Below are 19,051 nucleotides of genomic sequence, written 5' to 3'. Positions count from 1 at the left end.
GCCGGGAGGTCAAGCGATGACTCCGAATCGTGACCTCGGGGGCGGTGCAGCGGGCGACGACGGGCGACGCCGTCGACACCCACGCCGCCTCCGCACGCACGAACGCCCGGGGCGGCTCGACAAGCTCGAGGCGCCCCGGGCGTCCGGGGTGGTGCGGTGGCGCTCAGCGCGCCGAGGTGGTCAGCTCCGCGTGCCGGAGGACTCCAGCTCCGCGGCCGTGTCGGCGGCGTCGCGCGCGACCTCGCGCTCGTCGTCGTCGTCGGAGAACAGGTCCTCCGCCGAGGCCGACTCGTAGCGCTCGACGTCGAGGATCCCCTCGCGCTTGGCCACGACGGTCGGCACCAGGGCCTGGCCCGCGACGTTCACGGCGGTGCGGCCCATGTCGAGGATGCCGTCGATGGCGATGAGCAGACCGACACCCTCGAGGGGCAGCCCGAGCGTGGAGAGGGTCAGCGTCAGCATGACGACGGCGCCGGTGAGCCCCGCCGTCGCCGCGCTGCCGACCACCGAGACGAACGCGATGAGCACGTAGTCGGTGATCGAGAGCGAGATGCCGTAGAACTGCGCGACGAAGATCGCGGCGATCGCCGGGTAGATCGCGGCGCAGCCGTCCATCTTGGTGGTCGCGCCGAGCGGCACGGCGAACGAGGCGTAGCTCCGCGGGACGCCGAGGTTGCGCTCGGTGACGCGCTGCGTCAGGGGCAGCGTGCCGATCGAGGAGCGCGAGACGAACGCGAGCTGGATCGCGGGCCAGGCGCCGCGGAAGAACTGGCGGATCGAGAGGCCGTTGGCCCGCAGGATCACCGGGTAGAGCACGAACAGCACGAGGGCGAGCCCGGCGTAGACGGCGATCGTGAACATCCCGAGCGAGGGGATGAGGTTCCAGCCGTAGGTCGCGACGGCGCGGCCGATGAGGCCGACGGTGCCCAGCGGCGCCAGGCGGATGATCCACCACAGCACCTTCTGGATCACGGACAGCGCCGAGCCGGCGAACGTGAGGAACGGCTCGGCCTGCTTGCCGACCTTGAGGGCCGCGAGGCCGACCACGATGGCGATGACCACGATCTGCAGCACGTTGAAGCTGAAGCCGACCGAGCCGGAGTCCGCGTTCGCGCTGCCCTCGATGCCGAGGAAGTTCGTCGGCAGCAGGCCGACGAGGAAGTCGATCCACGAGCCGCTCCGGCCGGGGTCGGCGGCGGCGTCGGCGCTGATGCTGGTGCGCGAGCCGGGCTGCAGCACGAGGCCGAGCGTGATGCCGATCGCGACCGAGATCAGGGCGGTGATCGCGAACCACAGCAGCGTCTGGCCGGCCAGGCGCGCGGCGTTCTTCACCTGTCGCAGGTTGGCGATGGAGGCGACGATCGCGAGGAAGACGAGCGGCGGCACGATGGCGCGCAGCAGGCCGACGAAGGAGGAGCCGATCGTCGCGAGGACGTCGGTGAGCCAGTTGGGAGCGTCGGCGTCGACGGGACCCATCTGGCGGGCGACGAAGCCGAGCGCGACACCGAGCACGAGCGCGATGACGATCTGGGCCCCGAACGAGGGGAACCGCAGCCTCCTGCGGGTGGAGGAGGTGGTTGCGGGGGCGGACGTGGATGACACGGGGACCTTCTTCCGGGCGCGACGACGACACCGGGGGGTGGAGGTGTCGGCCTCCAGGATCACCCCGACCCCGCCCCGCACCAGCCCATCGCCCTATTGGTCCACATGGTGAGACGGGCTCCGCCAGGTTGCGCGGGCCCTCAGCCCTCCAGCACCCGCTGCCACTCACCCTCGGCGCCGGCCGGGGCGAACCCCATCGCGACGTTGATCGCGAGCATGTGGTCGTTCTCCTCGGCGTTCCAGGTCAGCAGCCGCCGCACGCGGGATCCCCCGCCGTGAGGTTCAGGTAGTTCGCCTGCTTCACCCACGCCCCGAGCCGCCGCCCGCGGTGCTCGACCATCACGATCGTGTCCTCCTGGTAGGCGATCTCCGGCCGCTCGTCCGGCACCAGCAGCACCGTGAACGCGACGAGCGTGTCCGTGGCCACGTGCCGGATCGCCGACACCCACGGCACGAGGCCGCGCGCCGCGTGCTCGTCGAAGGCCGTCCGCACGCGCGCGGCGTCCCACACCTCCTCGACGTGGTCCAGCTCCCCGAGCGGCACGTCCGTGCTCATCCGCCGGAACAGCTCGGCGACGTCGCCCAGCCACCGGTCGGGCACGCGTCCGTGCCAGCTCACGACGTCGTAGCCCACCTGCCGCTCGCGGCCGGCGGCCACCATCGCCGCGAGGCGCTCGGCGTCGTCGGGCCCCATCGGCACCTCCAGCCGCGAGCGTCGCTCGACCTGGGCCAGCGCGAACCCGCGCGCCTGCAGGAAGCGCGTGGCGGCGTCGACCCCGACGACGCCGCTACCGGTCGCGGCCTCGACCCGCAGCGCCGGGTCGGCGGGGACGTCGGCGGGGTGCTCGGTCGCGGCGAGGCAGGTGGTGCGCCCCTCGGCGCGCACGGTCGCGAGCACCTGCTCCCACAGCGCCGCCCCGATCCCGCGACGGCGGTGGGCGGGCCGAACGGCGACGCCCACGAGGGCGAGGTGGAGGTTGTCGGTGAGGGGGAGCGAGGCGTACCCGTGCCCGACGACGGCGCTCGGCCGCTCCCCGGCGCGGCCGTCGAGCGCGACGACGGTCGGGCGCCGTCGGTAGGCGGTGGGGAGCACCAGCTCAGCCAGCTCGCGCACGGTGGGGGCGCCGTCGTCGTCGCCCGCGTCCGCGAGCATCGCCTCGCGCGTCACCTGGACCATGCCCTCGACGAGCCAGGGGTCGGCGGGGTGGGGGAGCGGGACGACGGTGATGTCGTCGGGGAGCGTCATGCCGACGATGATGACGGCGGAGCCCGGTCCGGTCACGGGCATTCTGCGTGCGTACCATCGGAAGATGCCCGCAGCCGCCCGCGTCGACTCGTGGCTGTGGGCCGTCCGGATGTTCAAGTCGCGCTCCGGTGCGGCCAAGGCGTGCTCGGGCGGCCTCGTCGAGGTCGACGGTCAGAAGGCGAAGCCGGCCACGACGATCAGCGTGGGCTCGACCGTGACGGCGCGGGTCGGCGACCGCCTGCGGGTCCTCGAGGTCACCGGGGTGATCGTCAAGCGCGTCGGCGCACCGGAGGCGCAGCGCTGCTACCTCGACCACTCCCCGCCGCCCCCGCCGCGCGAGTTCGTCGCACCCGCCGGGGTGCGCGACCGCGGCGCCGGCCGCCCGACGAAGCGGGAGCGCCGCGAGATCGACCGCATCCGCGGCCGCTGACACTCCACCGCCTCGCGACGGCGATCCTTCCGTCGCGACGGCGATCGGGTCGGCATCGCCGTCGGTGCGGAGGGATCGATCTCGGCGTGGGTGGCGCTGTTTCCCGCACGTTGTACGGAGATGCCCTGGTGCGATGTCGGGGCCGGGTGGTATCCAGTGGGGTATGGCTGTTCAGGCTGACCCCACCACCGTCCCCACCGCTCTGTCCGACGACGTCCTCGACCAGGCCGAGCGGTTGCGCGGTGAGCTCCGCGGCTTCGCCTACCGGATGCTCGCCTCGGTCTCCGACGCGGACGACGCCGTGCAGAACGCGCTCGTACGCGCGTGGAAGGCCGCCGACAAGTTCGACGGCCGCAGCAGCGTGCGGACGTGGATGTACCGGATCGTGACGAACGTGTGCCTCGACGAGATCGCCGCGCGCAAGCGGCGTGCCCTGCCCGTCGACCTCGAGTCCGAGGCGTCGCCCCCGGTGGCCTCCTCGCTCGGCCAGCCGCTGCCGGCGAGCTCGTTCGTCGAGCCCGTGCTGGACGCCATGATCGCCGACCCGGCCGACGTCGTCGTCAGCAGGGAGAGCGTGCGGCTCGCGTTCGTGGCCGCGCTCCAGAACCTGCCCGCCTCCCAGCGCGCGGTGCTCATCCTGCGCGACGTGCTCGCGTGGCGGGCCGCCGAGGTGGCGGAGCTGCTGGAGATCTCCGTCGCTGCGGCGAACAGCCAGCTCCAGCGCGCCCGCGAGACGATGAAGTCGGTCCAGGACGGCTCGAAGGCGGCGCGACCGAACGCCGAGCGCGCCGTCGAGGAGGCCGTCGTGGCCCGGTACGTCGCGGCATTCGAGCGGTACGACATGGAGGCTCTCGCGACGATGCTCGCCGAGGACGCCGTGATGTCGATGCCGCCGTTCTCGCTGTACCTCGCCGGGCGGGACGACGTCGTGGCCTGGATGGCCGGCCCCGGTCACGAGTGCCTCGGATCGCGACTGATCCCTGTCGAGGTCAACGGTGGCCCCGGGTTCGCCCAGTACCGCAAGGACCCGGCCGGCGGTCACTTCCCGTGGGGCGTGCACGCCCTCGTGGTGCGCGACGACGTCGTCGTGGAGGAGACGGTGTTCCTCGGCGCGGACGTGTTCGCGACGCTCGGGCTGCCGGCGCACCTGGACTGAGGACGATCCTCAGATCACGTTTGGGTATCGACTCCCCTCGTGCGGTCGCCCTTGATCGGAACCGCACCTAGTCTGAACACTGCCGGGCTCGTTCCCGGCTGCCAGCTCGATGTCGGATGAGGGTCCGCCACTGCTGCTCCGCGAGGTTCGTGACCCGCCGACGGCAGAGCCTCGCCGGCAGTTCCCCGGCCCGGAGTTCAGACCTCGTGAGACGTTCCCGACCGCACGGTCGACGAGCGGCCGCCGTACGGCGAGCCGCCGCCGTGGTGACGGCGGCCGTCCTGGGCCTCGGGCTGGCTCCCACGGTGTCGGCCGCGCCGGAGGTGACGCCGGGGGCCGCAGCGCCGTCCACCGGCACCGCCTCGACGGACGAGGGACCCTCCGACCCGTCGATCTCCGGACCCGCCGACCCTGAACCCGGGGCCCTCGAGCCGAACGAACCCGACCCGGCGCCACCCGCGACACCGGCACTGGACGCCGTCCGGAGCGCACCCGAGTCCACCTCCGAGAACGCGCCGCCGGTCGCCGGGCGCATCGCCCGGACCACGCCCGGCGCCGCGATCTCCCCCATGGCCGCGGACCTCCCCGAGCCGGCGACGGCCGTCTTCCTCGAGGACTTCGAGAACGGCATGACCCAGGCGGCAGGGGGAGCCAAGGTCTTCGGCACGGTGCACGGCGCCGGCGTCCAGTACACGGGTGCCGGAGGTCGTACCTACACCGGCTCGGCGGAGTGGATCGACGCCGCCCGCTGCAACGGCATCGTGGTCGGTTTCAACAACGGGACCGCCACGGCGAACGGTGGTACGCCGACGTGGGCGTCGACGCCGTCGAACGCGAACCGCTGCAGCACGGCTGCAAGCGTGCAGAGCTACAACGAGGCCCGGACGCTCGCCCGGGCCATGGGGGTCCTGACGGGCCGGGGCGACGGCGAGCACATCGTCTCGAGCCAGCGCGAGTGCAACCTGGTGACGGCGACCGGGCTCGACACGCCGCTGAGCTGCGGCGTCCTGGGGACGAACGCGTCCGGCGTCGTGCTCCAGACCACCACCCCGGTCGCGCTGACGACGGGGCGCTACTACACCTACGGCGTCGACACGGTCGTCGGCGACTGCCCGCTGCTGGGGCTCGGCACCCAGCCGACCTTCCAGTTCCAGGCGCAGCCCGGTGCCACCGGCGCCTGGGCGAACGTCGGCGCGACGCTGGAGGGCTGCTCGAACCCGGACCGGACCATCTCGGCAACCCGCCCCGTGGCTGTCGGGCTCAGCTCCGCGATGACCGTGAGCGGCAAGCAGATGACGACCACACCGGCCGCCGCCGTCACGGCCGCGAACGCGAACCTCCGCCTGGTCTCCACCGTCGGCAGCGCCGGAGTCACCCCGGCCGGCTTCGACAACGTGCGCGTGCTCGATGCGACTCCGAGCCTCGACACGTCGTTCTCGCCCACCTCCGTCACGAACGTCGGTGCCTCGACCCTGACCTACACCGTGACGAACACGACCGAGCTGGCCGCCAAGAACGACTTCGCCTTCACCAACACCCTCCCCACCGGGCTGGTGGTCGCCAACCCGGCGGCGGCGACGTCGACCTGCGGCAACGGCACCGTCACGGCTGCGGTCGGGAGCGGCACAGTAGCGCTGGCCGGGGGCGACCTCGCGGCCGGGCAGGTCTCGTGCACCGTCACCGTGCGGGTGACCGCCCCGCTCACGGGGACGTACACGAACGGCCCGGCGAACATCGCGACGGCGCTCGTCCCCGCCCCCGCCGCGACCCTCACGGTGACCGTCGCCCAGTGCGCCCCGGCGAACGTGTGGGCGAACTCCCAGACGCGACTGGTCGAGCTCACCCCCACCGGCACCGTGCTGCGCGACCTCGCACTCACCACGGTCTACGGCGACCTCGCCTGGACGTCGTCGGGCGACCAGCTCGTCGGGGTCCGGTTCGGCAGCACCCCCGTCCTGGATTTCCTGACACCCGGAGCGACCAGCGTCACCGTCAGCTCCTCCCGGACGCTGACACCCGCCGTCGCCTCGATCAACGGCCTCAGCGCCTTCGTGCGAGCAGGGGCTCCCGGCTTCCTCCTGGGCGCTGCGGGCAGCTCGCAGATCTACTTCGCCCCCCAGGCCGGGACCGGCACCATCACGTTGCAGAACTGGGGGACGTTCCCGGGCGGCGGGACCTCGGGCGGTGACTTCCTCACCCTGCCGGACGGCTCCGTCATCGGGCTGGCCGCCGTCACCGGTGGGACCCAGGTCGTCCGTTTCCCCAGCACGGGCGGGCAGGGAACGGGTGTCGGTCTGGTGGCCGGTTCCGTGTGGGGTGCCGCACTGTCCGGCAACGACATCATCCTCGGTCTCAGCGACAACACCGTGCGTCGGCTCCCGCTGTCCTCCGTCCCGACCGCGGCCGGATCCAGCACCCTCGCGACGACCGCCGTCACCCTCAGCCCCTCGAACCCCTTCACGGGCGGCATCTACGGCATGGGCAGCAAGCAGGACTCCGGGTCGTGCGTCCGCGAGCAGTACTACACGGTTGCCAAGACCGCGAGTCCCGCCTCGGGCACCCCGCGCCTGCCGGGCGACACCGTCACGTACACGGTGACGGTCCGCAACACGGCCGACGTCGCCTACACGACCGCCAACCCGGCAGCCTTCGTGGACGACCTCTCGGGCGTGATCGGTGGTGCCACCATCGGCACACCCACGGTGACCGGCGGGGGCTCCGCCGCCTACTCGGCCACGCCGACCCCCCGCATCACCTGGAGCGGACCGCTGGCGATCGGGGCCACGGTGACCGTCACCTACACGGCCACGGTGCGCAACGTCGGGGGTGGTTCGCTGACCAACAGCGTCGCCGCGACGGGCGCCGCGGGCACGTGCGCCGCCGCCCCCGCGACCTGCGTCACCGCCCATCCGATCACCCCGACCACGCTCACGGTGCAGAAGGACGTCGTCGGCCGCGGGTCGCCGACCGACCAGTTCGCGCTTCGACTCGCGCAGGGGGCCACGACCGTGGCGACGGCCACCACCGCCGGGACGGCCAACGGCATCCAGGTGCAGCAGATCGCGGCGCAGACCGTCACGCCCGGGGCGACCTACTCCGTCTCCGAGACGATGGCGGCGGGGTCGACGTTCACGCTCGCGGACTACTCCTCGCGCTACGAGTGCCGCAACGCCGGCGGGACGCTCGTGGCGAGCGGGGCTGTCCGCACCTTCGACGTCGCGGTGACCGCCGGTCAGTCCTGGACCTGCGTGATCGTCAACACGCCGACGGGGTCGCTCAGCCTGGCCAAGCAGCTCGTGGGCACACCGATGCCCGGGGCGCAGGTGACGTACGAGATCACGCTCACGCAGACCGGCGCCGCCACGGTGCCCGTCTCCCTGGTCGACACCTTCGGCAACCCGACGACGGGCCGGAGCATCCTCGACGATGCCGCCGTGCTCCCGGCGAGCGTCCAGGTGGTCCCGGCGAACGCCGGCGTCGTCGCGACCTACGACCCCGCCGCCGGCGGCGGCCCGGTCCTGCGCATCGCGGGTGCGATGGCGCCCCTCCAGGCGCCCGTCGTCGTGCGTTACACGGTCCAGATCAACGCCCTCGCCGCCATCGGTGACGGGGTGCTCGCGAACTGCGTCGGCACCGCCCCCGGGGCGCCGGGATCGGTCTGCACCTCCTCCGGGATCGTCGCCCCCGTGAAGACGGCGTCCCCCGCGACCGGGACCGTCGTCGCGCCGGGGGAGACGGTGACGTACTCGCTCGCGTTCCGCAGCCTCGGCGCGGCGCCCACGGCCATCGCCTTCACCGACCACCTCGCCGGCGTGCAGGACGACGCCGACATCATCTCCGGCCCGACGATCACCTCGACCGGGCCGCCCTCCGCCGTCACGGCGACACCGACCCCCCTCACGCCGACCTCCACCCAGCTCGCGGTGACCGGCACGGTGTCCGCCGGCGGCACGGTGACGGTGAGCTACGCCGTCGTGGTCAGCCCGCTCGCGAGCACCGGCGACGGCCTGCTGCGCAACTTCCTGCGGCGCACGGCCGACGGCCCGCCCGGTCTCGCCGAGACGTGTCCGCCCGGCGGCACGCTGTGCACGCAGCACCCCGTCGCCGCCCTGCTGACCCTGGTGAAGTCCGTCAGCTTCGGCAGCGCGGCGCCGACGTCGTGGACGCTGACGGCGGCCGGCGCCCCCGCGAACCGCCCCGGCCCGACGGGCGTCACCGGGACCCCGGCGACGACCGCCGTCCCGATCACGCCGAGCTCCCCGTACGCGCTGGGGGAGTCGGGCGGTCCGGCGACCTACGTCGGCACCGGCTGGACCTGCGTCAACGGCGCCGGCGCCGCCGTCCCGCTCGTGTCAGGGACGATCACGCTGCCCCGGGCCACGTCGGCCACCTGCACCGTCACGAACGCGACGGCGACCATCACGCTGCTCAAGCACGTCGTGGATCCTGTCGCGCCGTTCACGGCCGGTGCCTGGGACGTCACGGCCACCCCCGCGGCGTTCGCCGGTCCGGGCACGCTCCCGATCGAGACGCGTGACGGCGCCGAGCAGCTGCCCGGCGGCAACCCGGCCAGCACGTTCGAGGTCCGCCCCGGGCACGGCTACGCGCTCTCGGAGGTCCTCGCCGATCCCGGCAGCCTGCTCGCCTACCGCCAGGTGGGGCTGGAGCAGCTCGTCGGAGGCACCTGGCAACCGGTCGCCTCGGCGGACGTCACGGCCCCCGCGGCCGGGCAGACCGCCGTCTACCGGTTCGTCAACGAACGCATCCCCGGGGTCGAGCTTCCGATCACCGGGGGAGCCAGCACGGACGCCTTCCGCATCGCGGGCGCCCTCGTGCTGATGACGGCGCTCCTGGGTGCCGCCTGGGTCCGACGTCGGAGGCGAGCCATGGCATGAGCAGACCTCCCCGGCCCCGCGCGGTCGGACCCGCCGCCCGTCCTCGAACGACCTCGTCACCCCAGTCCCCGCTGTCGAACCCCGCACTCCTGAGGAGCACCACCATGAACCGATCCACACCGCGCGGCGTCGTCCGCCGCGCGGCCGCCGCCCTCGGGGCCGTCGGCCTCGTCCTGCTCGGGGCCGTCGCGCTGACGACCCCCGCGGCCGCCGCGCCCGGCAACCTGCCGACCGCCGACGGATCCCTCACGATCCACAAGTTCCAGCAGCCCACCCCGGCCAACACCGAGCCCGGCGACGGCAGCCCGATCACCCCGCCCGCCGGCTGGGTCCCGCTCGGCGGCGTGCAGTTCCAGATCCAGGAGATCACCGACGTCGACCTCACCACGAACGTCGGCTGGGACCTCGCCGCGTCCTACGGTGCCGACCCGAGCACCATCCCCGGGGCCAGCCTCACGACCGTCACCACGGTCACCTCGGCGGCCAGCGGCACGACGCCGACCCAGACGCTCCCGATCGGCGCGTACCTCGTCACCGAGCTCCCCAGCCCGGCGGCCACGCTCCCCGACGGCAGCCCGGCCAACATCGTCGTCACCGCGGCGCCGTTCGTGGTCACCGTGCCGATCCCCGATGGCGCCGGCGAGTGGAACTCCGCGGTCAACGTCTACCCGAAGAACTCCGTCACCTCGGCGGAGAAGACGGCCGGCGTCCCGAGCGCCTCCGGTCTCGGCTCGACCGTGACGTGGACCGTCACGGTCGACATCCCGGCGCTGGCCGCCGGCGCGACCTTCGACGACGTCGCGGTCACCGACGCCCTGGACCCGCGGCTCGAGTTCGTGCCCGGCTCGGTCACCACCTCGATCAGCACGACGCCGGCCACCTCGCCGGCCTTCACCGTCACCCACCCGGGCGGCCTCGGCGGTCTGCTCGACATCGAGATCACCGACCTCGCGCAGCTCACAGCGGCGCAGAACGAGGTGCTCACGGTCACGTTCGACACGATCGTCCGCGGCATCGGCGAGATCCCCAACACCGCGACCGCGTACATCAACGACGCCGCCCGGACCAACGGGATCCCGACCAACACGCCGATCACCGAGTGGGCCGCGGTCGAGATCGTCAAGCACGCCGCCGGCGACCTGACCAACACCCTCGCCGGCGCCGTCTTCACGGTCCACCTCACCGAGGCGGACGCGGAGACGGGCGCCAACCCGATCTCCGTCGACGGCGTCACCGAGTTCACCTCCGTCGACCCGACCGGTGTCGCCACCGTGGCCGGCCTCGCCGCCGGCGACTACTGGCTGCGCGAGGCGACGGCGCCGGTCGGCTACGACCTGTCGCCCGACCTCCCGCTGGCGTTCGCCGTCGAGGTCGTGGACGGCGACGCGGTCGTCAACCTGACCGTCGGGAACCCGCAGAAGCCCGCGATCGACCTGCCGATCACCGGTGGTCAGGGCACCGTCGCGCTGCTGGTGGCCGGTGGCCTCCTGCTCGCGACCGGCACCGGCGTCGCGATCGTCGCGGCCCGTCGTCGTCAGCGCGGGACGGACGCCTGATCCACGTCCGCGACGCCCACCGGTGAGCACCGGCGGGCGCTGACGGGCAGCGACAGCGGCAGGGGCGAGACTGTGGCGGGACCCCACGAGGGGTCCCGCCACAGTCGTTCACGAGGAGAGTGATGGTCGAGAGCGGGAACGAGCCGGCGCCGAGCGGCGGAGCGCGCAGGCGCTGGCGGTTGCCGCTGCTGCCGTTCGTCGTCGCGCTGCTCTTCCTCGGCGGCACGGTCACGGTGCTGTACCCGACGGGCTCGGCCTGGGTGCACCAGTACCAGCAGGCGCAGGTGCTCGCCGAGTACGGCGACCAGGTCCGCCAGCTCGACCCGACCGGTCGGGAGGAGTCCCTCGCGCTCGCCCACCGCTACAACGAGCTGCTCACGGGCGGCGCTGTCGTCGGCTCGTTCCGGAACGTCCCGGTCGGGGACGGCGCGGAGCAGCCCGAGATGGACTACCGCCAGCAGCTGAACGCCGGCCCCACGGGATCGATGGGGCGCGTGAAGATCCCGGCGATCGACGTCGACCTCCCGATCTACCACGGCACGAGCGACGAGGTCCTGCTCGAGGGGGTCGGCCACCTCGAGGGCACGGCCCTCCCTGTCGGCGGCCCCAGCACGCACTCCGTGCTCACGGCGCACCGCGGCCTCGCGGAGGCCGAGCTCTTCACGAACCTGGACCGGGTGGTCGAGGGCGACACGTTCACGATCGAGGTGTTCGGCGAGGTGCTGACCTACCGCGTGCGCTCCACGCAGGTCGTCGAACCCAGCGACACCGAGACCCTCTACCCCGTGGCGGGGGAGGACCTCGTCACGCTCGTCACGTGCACGCCGCTGGGCATCAACACGCAGCGCATCCTCGTCACGGGCGAGCGCGTGATCCCGACGCCGATCGCCGACCTCGAGGCCGAGGGGGCGCCGTCGGACCTGCCCCGGTTCCCGTGGTGGGCGGTGATCCTCGGCGGCGTGGTGCTCGCCGTCGGGACCTACGTCTGGCTCATGGGGCGGCCGATCACCCGAGGGGCACACCGTCGACCCTGATCACGGTCGGGATATACACCCGCGACGCGAGGGGTCCACAATGCCTCCACGCGGTACCCGCCATCGATCAGGGGAAGTCCATGAGCACAGCGCAGCAGCTCTTCCGGCGGAAGCCGATCACCTCGGCGACGGTGACGTCGTCCGAGGGCCTCGCCCGCAACATCACGACGTTCCAGCTCACCATGTTCGGCGTCGGTGCCACCGTCGGCACCGGCGTCTTCTTCGTGATGCACGAGGCCGTGCCCGACGCCGGCCCGGCGGTCCTGATCGCCTTCCTCCTCGCCGGGGTCGCGGCCGGGCTCTCCGCCCTCTGCTACGCCGAGCTGGCCTCGGCCGTCCCGGTCTCCGGCTCGACCTACTCCTACGCCTACGCCACGCTCGGCGAGGTGGTCGCGATGGGGGTCGCGGCCTGTCTGCTGCTCGAGTACGGCGTCTCGACGGCGGCCGTCGCCGTCGGGTGGAGCGACTACCTCAGCCTGCTCATCGAGAACGTCACCGGGTGGGCCGTCCCCGACGCGATCAAGGCGGGGCCGTTCGCGGAGACCGCCGGCGTCATCAACCTCCCCGCCGTCGTGCTCGTCGCGATGTGCGCGTTCCTGCTGATCCGGGGGGCCAGCGAGTCGGCCAGGGCCAACGCGATCATGGTGCTCATCAAGCTCGCCGTCCTGGTGTTCTTCTCGGTCATCGCCCTCACGGCGTTCAACGCCGACAACTTCGCCGACTTCATGCCGAACGGGGCTGGTGGCGTCACGCTGGCGGCCGGGGCGATCTTCTTCACGTTCATCGGGTTGGACGCCGTCTCCACGGCCGGGGACGAGGTCAAGAACCCGCAGAAGGCCCTGCCGATCGCGCTGCTGTCGGCGCTGGGCATCGTCATCGTCATCTACCTGCTCGTGGCCGTCTCCGCCCTCGGCACCCAGCCGTGGACGGCGTTCTCGGACCCGTCGCAGGGCGAGGCCGGTCTGGCCAGGATCCTCGAGATGGTCACCGGGAGCACGTGGCCCGGCACCGTCCTCGCGATCGGCGCCGTCATCTCGATCTTCTCCGTCACGCTCGTGACGATGTACGGCCAGACCCGCATCCTGTTCGCCATCGGTCGCGACGGGCTCCTGCCGAAGACGTTCGCGACGGTCAACCCGCGCACGCGCACGCCCGTCAACAACACGATCATCGTGGCCATCGTCGTCGGTCTCCTCGCGGGCTTCGTGCCGCTGGACTCGCTGTGGGACCTGGTCTCGATCGGCACCCTGATCGCGTTCATCGTGGTGAGCATCGGCGTCATCGTGCTCCGTCGCACGCACCCCGACCTGCCGCGCGGCTTCAAGGTCCCGGGCTACCCGGTCATCCCCATCCTGTCGATCATCGCGTGCGTCTACATCCTGTCCGGGCTGCACTGGTACACGTACCTGTGGTTCCTCGCGTGGCTGTCGGTCGTGCTGGCGTTCTACTTCCTGTGGGGCCGCAAGCACTCCCGCCTCAACACGCTGCTGGCCGCCGACGGCACCCTGATCGAGGGCGCGGGCACGCTCGCCTCCGAGGAGGACGGCTTCGACAGCGAGCTCGACGGGAAGGGGCACTGAGATGACCGTGCTCATCGCGTACTCGCCGGAGAAGGGCGGGCGCTCGGCCCTGGCGTTCGGCGCCGTGCTCGCACAGGCGCGCGGCGAGGACGTCGAGCTCGTGCACGTGGTCGTGCGCACCTGGCACGCCTCGCCGGGCAACGGCGACGCCGAGTTCCGGCAGTGGGCGGCCGAGAGCGCCGACGAGGCCACCCGCACCGGCGTGGCCGAGCTCGCGACCCTCGCGCCCGGCGTCGCCGTGCGCACCCACCACGTGGAGTCCCGCTCGATCGCGGGGGCGATCCTCGACGCCGTCGAGAACCTCGAACCCTGCGTGGTGGTCCTCGGCTCGGGCCAGGACGGTGCGCTCGGCCAGGTGACGCTGGGGGCGACGGCGAACAAGATCGCCCACTCCTCGACCGTCCCGGTCGTGGTCGCGCCGCGCGGCTACCGCACGGTGCCGCTGCGGCGGCTCGTGGCGGCGTGGTCCGAGGCCGACGAGCCCGAGCTGCTCACCGAGATCGCCACCTTCGGGCGGGCGTCCGGGCTCGCGGTGGAGGCGGTGACGTTCGGCCGCTACACCGACGGGATGTACCCGCCGGAGGTCGGGCTCGAAGCCGAGGACGAGGTCTTCGCGGCGTGGAGCGACGAGGCGCTCGGGGCGCTGCGGGCCTGCGCCCCGGCAGCCGGGCTCGACCCGAACGAGGACGTGGCGGTGGCCGCGGGACCGGACTGGCGCTCCGCCGTCGACGCCGTGGACTGGGAGCCGGGCGACCTGCTCGCCATGGGCTCGCACGGCGGCGGGGTCATCCGGCGGGTCTTCCTCGGCTCGACGGCGGCGAAGATCATGCGGCACTCGCCGGTGCCGGTGGTGGTCTTCCCGGGCTAGGACGTTTGTCGGCGTCGCCCCCAGCCCTCACACTCTCCGCATGGAGATCGCGATCATCATTCTCGCGCTGGGGGCGACGGTCCTGGCCGTCACGAGTCTGTGCCGTCGGCTCGGCTTCCCGGCGCCGCTCGTGCTCGTCGTCGTCGGTACGATCGCCTCGTTCGTCCCGGCCATCCCGACGATCGAGCTGACCCCGGAGCTCGTCCTCCTCGGGTTCCTGCCGCCGCTGCTGTACGCGGCCGCGATCCGCACCTCGCTCGTGGACATCCGGGCGAACATCCGGCCGATCGGACTTCTCGCCGTCGGGCTCGTCCTGTTCACGATGCTCACCGTCGGGCTGCTGACCTGGTGGCTGCTGCCGATCCCGCTCGCCGCGGCGCTCGCGTTCGGGGCCGTGGTCTCGCCGCCCGACGCGGTCGCGGCCACCGCCGTCGCGCGTCGCATCGGTCTGCCACGTCGGATCGTCACGATCCTCGAGGGCGAGTCCCTGCTCAACGACGCGACGGCGCTCGTGGCGCTGCGCACGGCCGTGCTCGCGCTCGCCGGCACGGTGTCGGTGGCGTCGGTCGGGCTGGACTTCCTCGTCGCGGCCGGTGGCGGGGCGGTGATCGGGTTCGCCGTCGCGGCCGTGATCGTCCTGCTCCGCAAGCGGCTGCGGGACACCGTCAGCGACACGCTGCTGTCGTTCATGGCCCCGTTCCTCGCCTACGTCCCGGCGGAGGAGCTGCACGCGTCGGGCGTGATCGCCGTCGTGGTGGCCGGTCTGGTGCTGGGGCACAAGGCGCCGATCGTGCAGGACGCGCAGTCGCGGATGTCGGAGCGGGTCAACTGGAACACCATCCAGTTCCTCCTCGAGAACGCCGTGTTCCTGCTGCTCGGGCTGCAGCTGCGCTGGATCCTCGAGGACGTCGGCAACGACGACCTCGGCGTCGGCACGGTCGCCGTGTTCTGCCTCGGCGCGCTGCTCGTGGCGATGCTGTCGCGGCCCGTGATGCTCTTCGCCGGACGGTTCCTGCTGCGGCGGGGCGACGAGACGAGCACCGGCGAGAAGGTGCCGTGGCAGAATCTCGCGATCGTGTCCTGGGCCGGGATGCGCGGCGTCGTGACGATCGCGGCGGCCTTCCTGCTGCCCGAGGACACCCCGCACCGGCAGACGCTGCTGCTGGGGGCTTTCGTGGTGACGGCCGGCACGCTGCTGATCCAGGGGCTGAGCCTGCCGTGGCTCGCGCGGGCGCTCCAGGTGCGCGGGCCCGATGCGCGCGAGGACATGCTGCAGGAGGCGTCCGTGACGCAGGCCGCCGTCACCGCGGGCGTCACCGCGCTGGGGGAGATCCGGCGTCCGGGCGACTCGGACGAGGTGATCGCCGACCTCGCGACGCAGTCCCAGCTGCGCACGAACCGACTGTGGGAGCGTCTCGGGCGGCCCGACGGCGAGACGCCGTCGTCGCAGCACCGTCGCCTGCGGCTGGGGATGCTCACCGCCGAGCGCACCGAGATGCTGCGGCTGCGCGACGCCGGCACGATCGACCACGAGATCCTCGCGCGCGTGATGGACGCGATGGACGTCGAGGAGGCGTTCCTGACGGTGTTCTCCGAGGACGAGGACCCCGCGGGTGCGGCCGCGCTCGCAACCCCCGCCGCCCAGGTCGGCGACTGCGAGCACCTGCGGGCCGGGGTCGACTGCTCGGTGCCGTCCGGTCCGGTGTGCGAGGCCTGCGTGCGCGAGGGGACCGAGACGGTGCATCTGCGGATGTGCCTGACCTGCGGCGAGGTCGGGTGCTGCGACTCCTCGGTCGGGCGGCACGCGGAGCGGCACTTCACCGAGACGGGGCACCCCGTGATGCGCAGCTTCGAGCCGGGCGAGAGCTGGCGCTGGTGCTACGTGGACGAGCTGCTGGGGTGAGGGGCGGCTGCGTGCGCGCGGGGTGCTCGGGCTGCTGCGACCGCGCCCTTGTGGTCGCTGGTCGGGCTGGACCGCGCCCTTGTGGTCGCTGGTCAGCGTCGGGCGCGACCACAAGGGCGCGGTCGCCGAAGGTGGGCGACCACAAGGGCGCGGTCGATGAGCTGTGACGCGGTGGTCGGCGAGACGGGTCAGCGCGTCCCGAAGGTCTGGGCGTAGTACGCGCGGCCGTCCGAGCCGAACGCGACCGCGAAGCCCATCTCCGTCATGTCCTCGTTGACGATGTTGGCGTGGTGGCCCGGCGAGGAGATCCAGCCCTGCACCACCTCGGCCACCGACCGCTGCCCGACGGCGACGTTCTCCGCGCCGGTGCGGTAGCCGACAGCGCCCAGCCGCTCCCCGAACCCGCCGTTGCCGTCGTGGGTCATCTCGCCGATCGAGGCCTGGTGGTCGGCCTGCACCTGGGCCGCCGTGTTGAGGTCGGCGCTCACGGTCAGCGGAGGTAGCCCGAACGCCGCGCGCTCGGCGTTCGTCAGGACCAGCGCCTCCTCGGCGCCCTGGGACGCGGCGGGGATCGCGCCGTCGTCCGCGCGGTAGCCAAGCACGACGACGACCATCGGCCGCCCGTCCGGCAACGGCGCGACGGCGAGTCCCACGGAGCCGTAGGTGGCGTCGAGCAGATCGTCGGCAGAGTCGGGGTCGGCGAGCCACTGCGCGACGGCGTCGCCCGGGTCGGTCGCGGACCGCGCCAGCGCGGCGCCGGTCGCGAAGCCGGCACCGGTCAGCTGGGTGCCGAGGTCACCGCTCCAGTCCTCGCCCCCGCGCCGTAGTGGTCGGCCTGCGTCCGGGCGACGGCGGTGAGCGCGTCCGCAGCGGTGACCGCTCGGGTACCGGCCGCGGTACGCGCGGCGTTCAGGGCGTCGAGCGCTCCGGCGAGCGCGTCCTCCACGGTGCCCGACGGCGTCGCGCTCGGCTCGACCACCGGCTCGGCCGGAGGGGTGGTGGAGGGAGCGGGAGGGGCGGGCTCCGCCGTCGGGCTCACGTCGGTGACCGGTGCGGACGGAGAGCTGGGCGGGGCGTCGAGCGGTGCGGGAGCGCTGCAGGCGGCGAGACCCGCCGAGGCCGCGAGGGCCACGCCGAGCAGCAGCCGGGGCAGTGGCCGTCCGTCGCGCGTTCTCATGATCTCCATTGTGCGGGGCGGGGCGGGGCGGCGTGGTTCGGCGTCGCGCTGCCGCGCCCTTGTGGTCGTGATCGGGGCGCAGGAGCGACCACAAGGACGCGGTCGCCCGAGAGCAGCGACCACAACGGCGCGGTCGCGCGGGGGAGGGGGTCGGGTGACGATGGGTCCATGACCGAGACGCAGCTGTCACGTTCCCCGAGCAGGCGGGTCCGCCTGGTGGCCGTCGCGAGCCTGGCCGTGCTGGTGGCCTGGGGCGCAGCGGCCGCCTGGCTCAGCGTGCCGCGCGGGGGTGTGTGCCTCGCCGTCTGGCCCGCCCCGCCGGGGTGCTCGCCGGGCCGCCCTCCCCTCGCGGTGGGGTGGTTCGTCGGTCAGGCCGTGCTGTCGGTCGGCGTCGTGGCCCTCGCGCACCGGTCGGGCTCCCGGGCCGTCGCCGTCGGTGGGGTCCTCGGGCTCGCCCTGATCGGTGCCGTCGGGTACTGGCTCCTCACCCGCGCCTGACCCCGCCCCCCTCACCCCAGCCACCTCAGCCCACCCGGGCCGCCACGATCCCGCCGTCGACGTCGAGGACCGTCCCGTGCACGTGGGCGGCCTCGTCCGACGCCAGGAAGCGCACCGCGTGGGCGATGTCGAGCGGGCGTCCCGGGACGCCCGCGGGCGCGGCGGCGGTCATCGCCCGCGCCGAGCACCCCCGGCCGACGCGCGCCGGCGTCGGCCGCCGCCCGCCCCTAGAAGTCGCCCTCCGGGTCGCCCATCAGCGCCGCCGCGTGGTCCGGCACGTACGTCGACAGCTCGCGCGGCGGGCGGCGGTAGCTGCCGCTGGACTCGGTGCGCTCGGGCAGCTCGACCTTCTCCTGCGGCACGTCCGTGTACGGGAGGGTCGAGAGCAGGTGGGAGATCATGTTCAGCCGCGCGTGCTTCTTCACGTCCGACTCCACGACGAACCACGGCGAGGCCGGGGTGTCGGTGTGCACGAACATGTCGTCCTTCGCGCGGGAGTACTCCTCCCACCGGTTGATCGACTCGAGGTCCATCGGCGACAGCTTCCAGCGACGCACCGGGTCGTTCAGTCGCGAACGGAACCGGCGCAGCTGCTCGGCGTCGGACACGGAGAACCAGTACTTGCGCACGTGGATGCCGTCGTTGATGAGCAGCTGCTCGAAGATCGGCGTCTGGCGCATGAACTGCGCGACCTCGCCCGCGTCGGCGAAGCCCATGACGCGCTCGACCCCGGCGCGGTTGTACCAGGACCGGTCGAACAGGACGATCTCCCCGGCCGCCGGCAGGTGCTCCACGTAGCGCTGGTAGTACCACTGCCCCTTCTGACGCTCGGTCGGCGCTGGCAGCGCGGCGATGCGCGCCACGCGCGGGGAGAGGTACTCGGTGATGCGCTTGATCGCGCCGCCCTTCCCTGCGGCGTCGCGCCCCTCGAAGATGATGACGACGCGCTCGCCGGTTGCCTTGACCCACTCCTGGAGCTTGACCAGCTCGGTCTGGAGGCGGAACAGCTCGGCCTCGTAGACGGCGTTCTTGATCTTCTTGCGAGCCTTCTTCGATGACTTCTCGGAGGACTTCGCCGACTTCTTCGCCTTCGCCATCCCCGGACG

15 protein-coding genes are annotated in these 19,051 nt (G+C 72.9%); 9 read left to right on the top strand and 6 right to left on the bottom strand.

The features are described 5' to 3' along the window. Positions 1-180: 180 nt before the first annotated feature. Complete coding sequence (locus tag C8046_RS09390; protein ID WP_109230858.1) at positions 181-1,602, bottom strand: dicarboxylate/amino acid:cation symporter; 1,422 nt, start codon at positions 1,600-1,602, stop codon at positions 181-183. A gap of 244 nt (positions 1,603-1,846) precedes the next feature. Further along, positions 1,847-2,890, bottom strand: coding sequence for a GNAT family N-acetyltransferase (locus tag C8046_RS09385; RefSeq protein WP_109229209.1), 1,044 nt, complete (start codon positions 2,888-2,890; stop codon positions 1,847-1,849). A 22-nt stretch (positions 2,891-2,912) separates the two neighbouring features. On the opposite strand from C8046_RS09385, the gene C8046_RS09380 reads away from it, so the two are divergent. The 8 genes from C8046_RS09380 (at position 2,913) to C8046_RS09345 (ending at position 16,270) form a co-directional block, all read left to right on the top strand. After that, positions 2,913-3,278: an RNA-binding S4 domain-containing protein gene (locus C8046_RS09380; RefSeq protein WP_109229208.1), complete on the top strand. Its 366-nt coding sequence runs from the start codon at positions 2,913-2,915 to the stop codon at positions 3,276-3,278. Positions 3,279-3,441: 163 nt separating this feature from the next. Further along, on the top strand, positions 3,442-4,434 hold the full coding sequence (locus tag C8046_RS09375) for an RNA polymerase subunit sigma-70 (RefSeq protein ID WP_109229207.1): 993 nt from the start codon (positions 3,442-3,444) through the stop codon (positions 4,432-4,434). A gap of 263 nt (positions 4,435-4,697) precedes the next feature. Beyond that, positions 4,698-9,329 (top strand): LPXTG cell wall anchor domain-containing protein, encoded by a 4,632-nt coding sequence (locus C8046_RS09370; protein WP_109229206.1) that lies wholly within the window; start codon positions 4,698-4,700, stop codon positions 9,327-9,329. A 104-nt stretch (positions 9,330-9,433) separates the two neighbouring features. Then, entirely contained in the window at positions 9,434-10,885 is a 1,452-nt protein-coding gene (locus tag C8046_RS09365) for a SpaH/EbpB family LPXTG-anchored major pilin (RefSeq protein ID WP_158277182.1), read from the top strand. Positions 10,886-11,007: 122 nt separating this feature from the next. Continuing rightward, entirely contained in the window at positions 11,008-11,919 is a 912-nt protein-coding gene (locus C8046_RS09360; protein ID WP_199224428.1) for a class C sortase, read from the top strand. Positions 11,920-11,999: 80 nt separating this feature from the next. Then, complete coding sequence (locus C8046_RS09355; protein WP_109229204.1) at positions 12,000-13,499, top strand: amino acid permease; 1,500 nt, start codon at positions 12,000-12,002, stop codon at positions 13,497-13,499. Position 13,500: 1 nt separating this feature from the next. Then, entirely contained in the window at positions 13,501-14,367 is an 867-nt protein-coding gene (locus tag C8046_RS09350) for a universal stress protein (RefSeq protein WP_109229203.1), read from the top strand. Positions 14,368-14,407: 40 nt separating this feature from the next. Further along, entirely contained in the window at positions 14,408-16,270 is a 1,863-nt protein-coding gene (locus tag C8046_RS09345; protein WP_109229202.1) for a Na+/H+ antiporter, read from the top strand. A 188-nt stretch (positions 16,271-16,458) separates the two neighbouring features. Here the strand turns inward: C8046_RS09345 and C8046_RS09340 are convergent, their stop codons facing one another. Together C8046_RS09340 and C8046_RS09335 are read right to left on the bottom strand one after the other, a co-directional pair. After that, positions 16,459-16,923 carry a CAP domain-containing protein gene (locus C8046_RS09340; RefSeq protein ID WP_109229201.1) on the bottom strand — a complete coding sequence of 155 codons (465 nt, stop codon included), beginning with the start codon at positions 16,921-16,923 and terminating at the stop codon, positions 16,459-16,461. Between the two features lie 125 nt (positions 16,924-17,048). Beyond that, entirely contained in the window at positions 17,049-17,447 is a 399-nt protein-coding gene (locus C8046_RS09335) for a hypothetical protein (protein WP_146197115.1), read from the bottom strand. A gap of 168 nt (positions 17,448-17,615) precedes the next feature. On the opposite strand from C8046_RS09335, the gene C8046_RS09330 reads away from it, so the two are divergent. Next, positions 17,616-17,945, top strand: coding sequence for a hypothetical protein (locus C8046_RS09330; RefSeq protein ID WP_109229199.1), 330 nt, complete (start codon positions 17,616-17,618; stop codon positions 17,943-17,945). Between the two features lie 25 nt (positions 17,946-17,970). Here the strand turns inward: C8046_RS09330 and C8046_RS09325 are convergent, their stop codons facing one another. After that, positions 17,971-18,117 carry an SDR family oxidoreductase gene (locus C8046_RS09325; RefSeq protein WP_109229198.1) on the bottom strand — a complete coding sequence of 49 codons (147 nt, stop codon included), beginning with the start codon at positions 18,115-18,117 and terminating at the stop codon, positions 17,971-17,973. Positions 18,118-18,172: 55 nt separating this feature from the next. Beyond that, positions 18,173-19,042: a polyphosphate kinase 2 gene (gene ppk2 / locus C8046_RS09320; protein WP_109229197.1), complete on the bottom strand. Its 870-nt coding sequence runs from the start codon at positions 19,040-19,042 to the stop codon at positions 18,173-18,175. Positions 19,043-19,051 lie beyond the last annotated feature (9 nt).

Source organism: Serinibacter arcticus (assembly GCF_003121705.1).
In the GTDB taxonomy this organism is placed as follows: domain Bacteria; phylum Actinomycetota; class Actinomycetes; order Actinomycetales; family Beutenbergiaceae; genus Litorihabitans.
Note: the sequence above shows the minus strand (reverse complement) of the source record. Positions and strands in the feature narration are given on the sequence as shown.

Coding starts and splice junctions, on each gene's coding strand:
- C8046_RS09385 (WP_109229209.1), bottom strand. CDS start 2,890: ATGCCCGTGACCGGACCGGGCTCCGCCGTCATCATCGTCGGCATGACG.
- C8046_RS09380 (WP_109229208.1), top strand. CDS start 2,913: ATGCCCGCAGCCGCCCGCGTCGACTCGTGGCTGTGGGCCGTCCGGATG.
- C8046_RS09375 (WP_109229207.1), top strand. CDS start 3,442: ATGGCTGTTCAGGCTGACCCCACCACCGTCCCCACCGCTCTGTCCGAC.
- C8046_RS09365 (WP_158277182.1), top strand. CDS start 9,434: ATGAACCGATCCACACCGCGCGGCGTCGTCCGCCGCGCGGCCGCCGCC.
- C8046_RS09360 (WP_199224428.1), top strand. CDS start 11,008: ATGGTCGAGAGCGGGAACGAGCCGGCGCCGAGCGGCGGAGCGCGCAGG.
- C8046_RS09355 (WP_109229204.1), top strand. CDS start 12,000: ATGAGCACAGCGCAGCAGCTCTTCCGGCGGAAGCCGATCACCTCGGCG.
- C8046_RS09350 (WP_109229203.1), top strand. CDS start 13,501: ATGACCGTGCTCATCGCGTACTCGCCGGAGAAGGGCGGGCGCTCGGCC.
- C8046_RS09345 (WP_109229202.1), top strand. CDS start 14,408: ATGGAGATCGCGATCATCATTCTCGCGCTGGGGGCGACGGTCCTGGCC.
- C8046_RS09335 (WP_146197115.1), bottom strand. CDS start 17,447: ATGAGAACGCGCGACGGACGGCCACTGCCCCGGCTGCTGCTCGGCGTG.
- C8046_RS09330 (WP_109229199.1), top strand. CDS start 17,616: ATGACCGAGACGCAGCTGTCACGTTCCCCGAGCAGGCGGGTCCGCCTG.
- C8046_RS09325 (WP_109229198.1), bottom strand. CDS start 18,117: ATGACCGCCGCCGCGCCCGCGGGCGTCCCGGGACGCCCGCTCGACATC.
- ppk2 (WP_109229197.1), bottom strand. CDS start 19,042: ATGGCGAAGGCGAAGAAGTCGGCGAAGTCCTCCGAGAAGTCATCGAAG.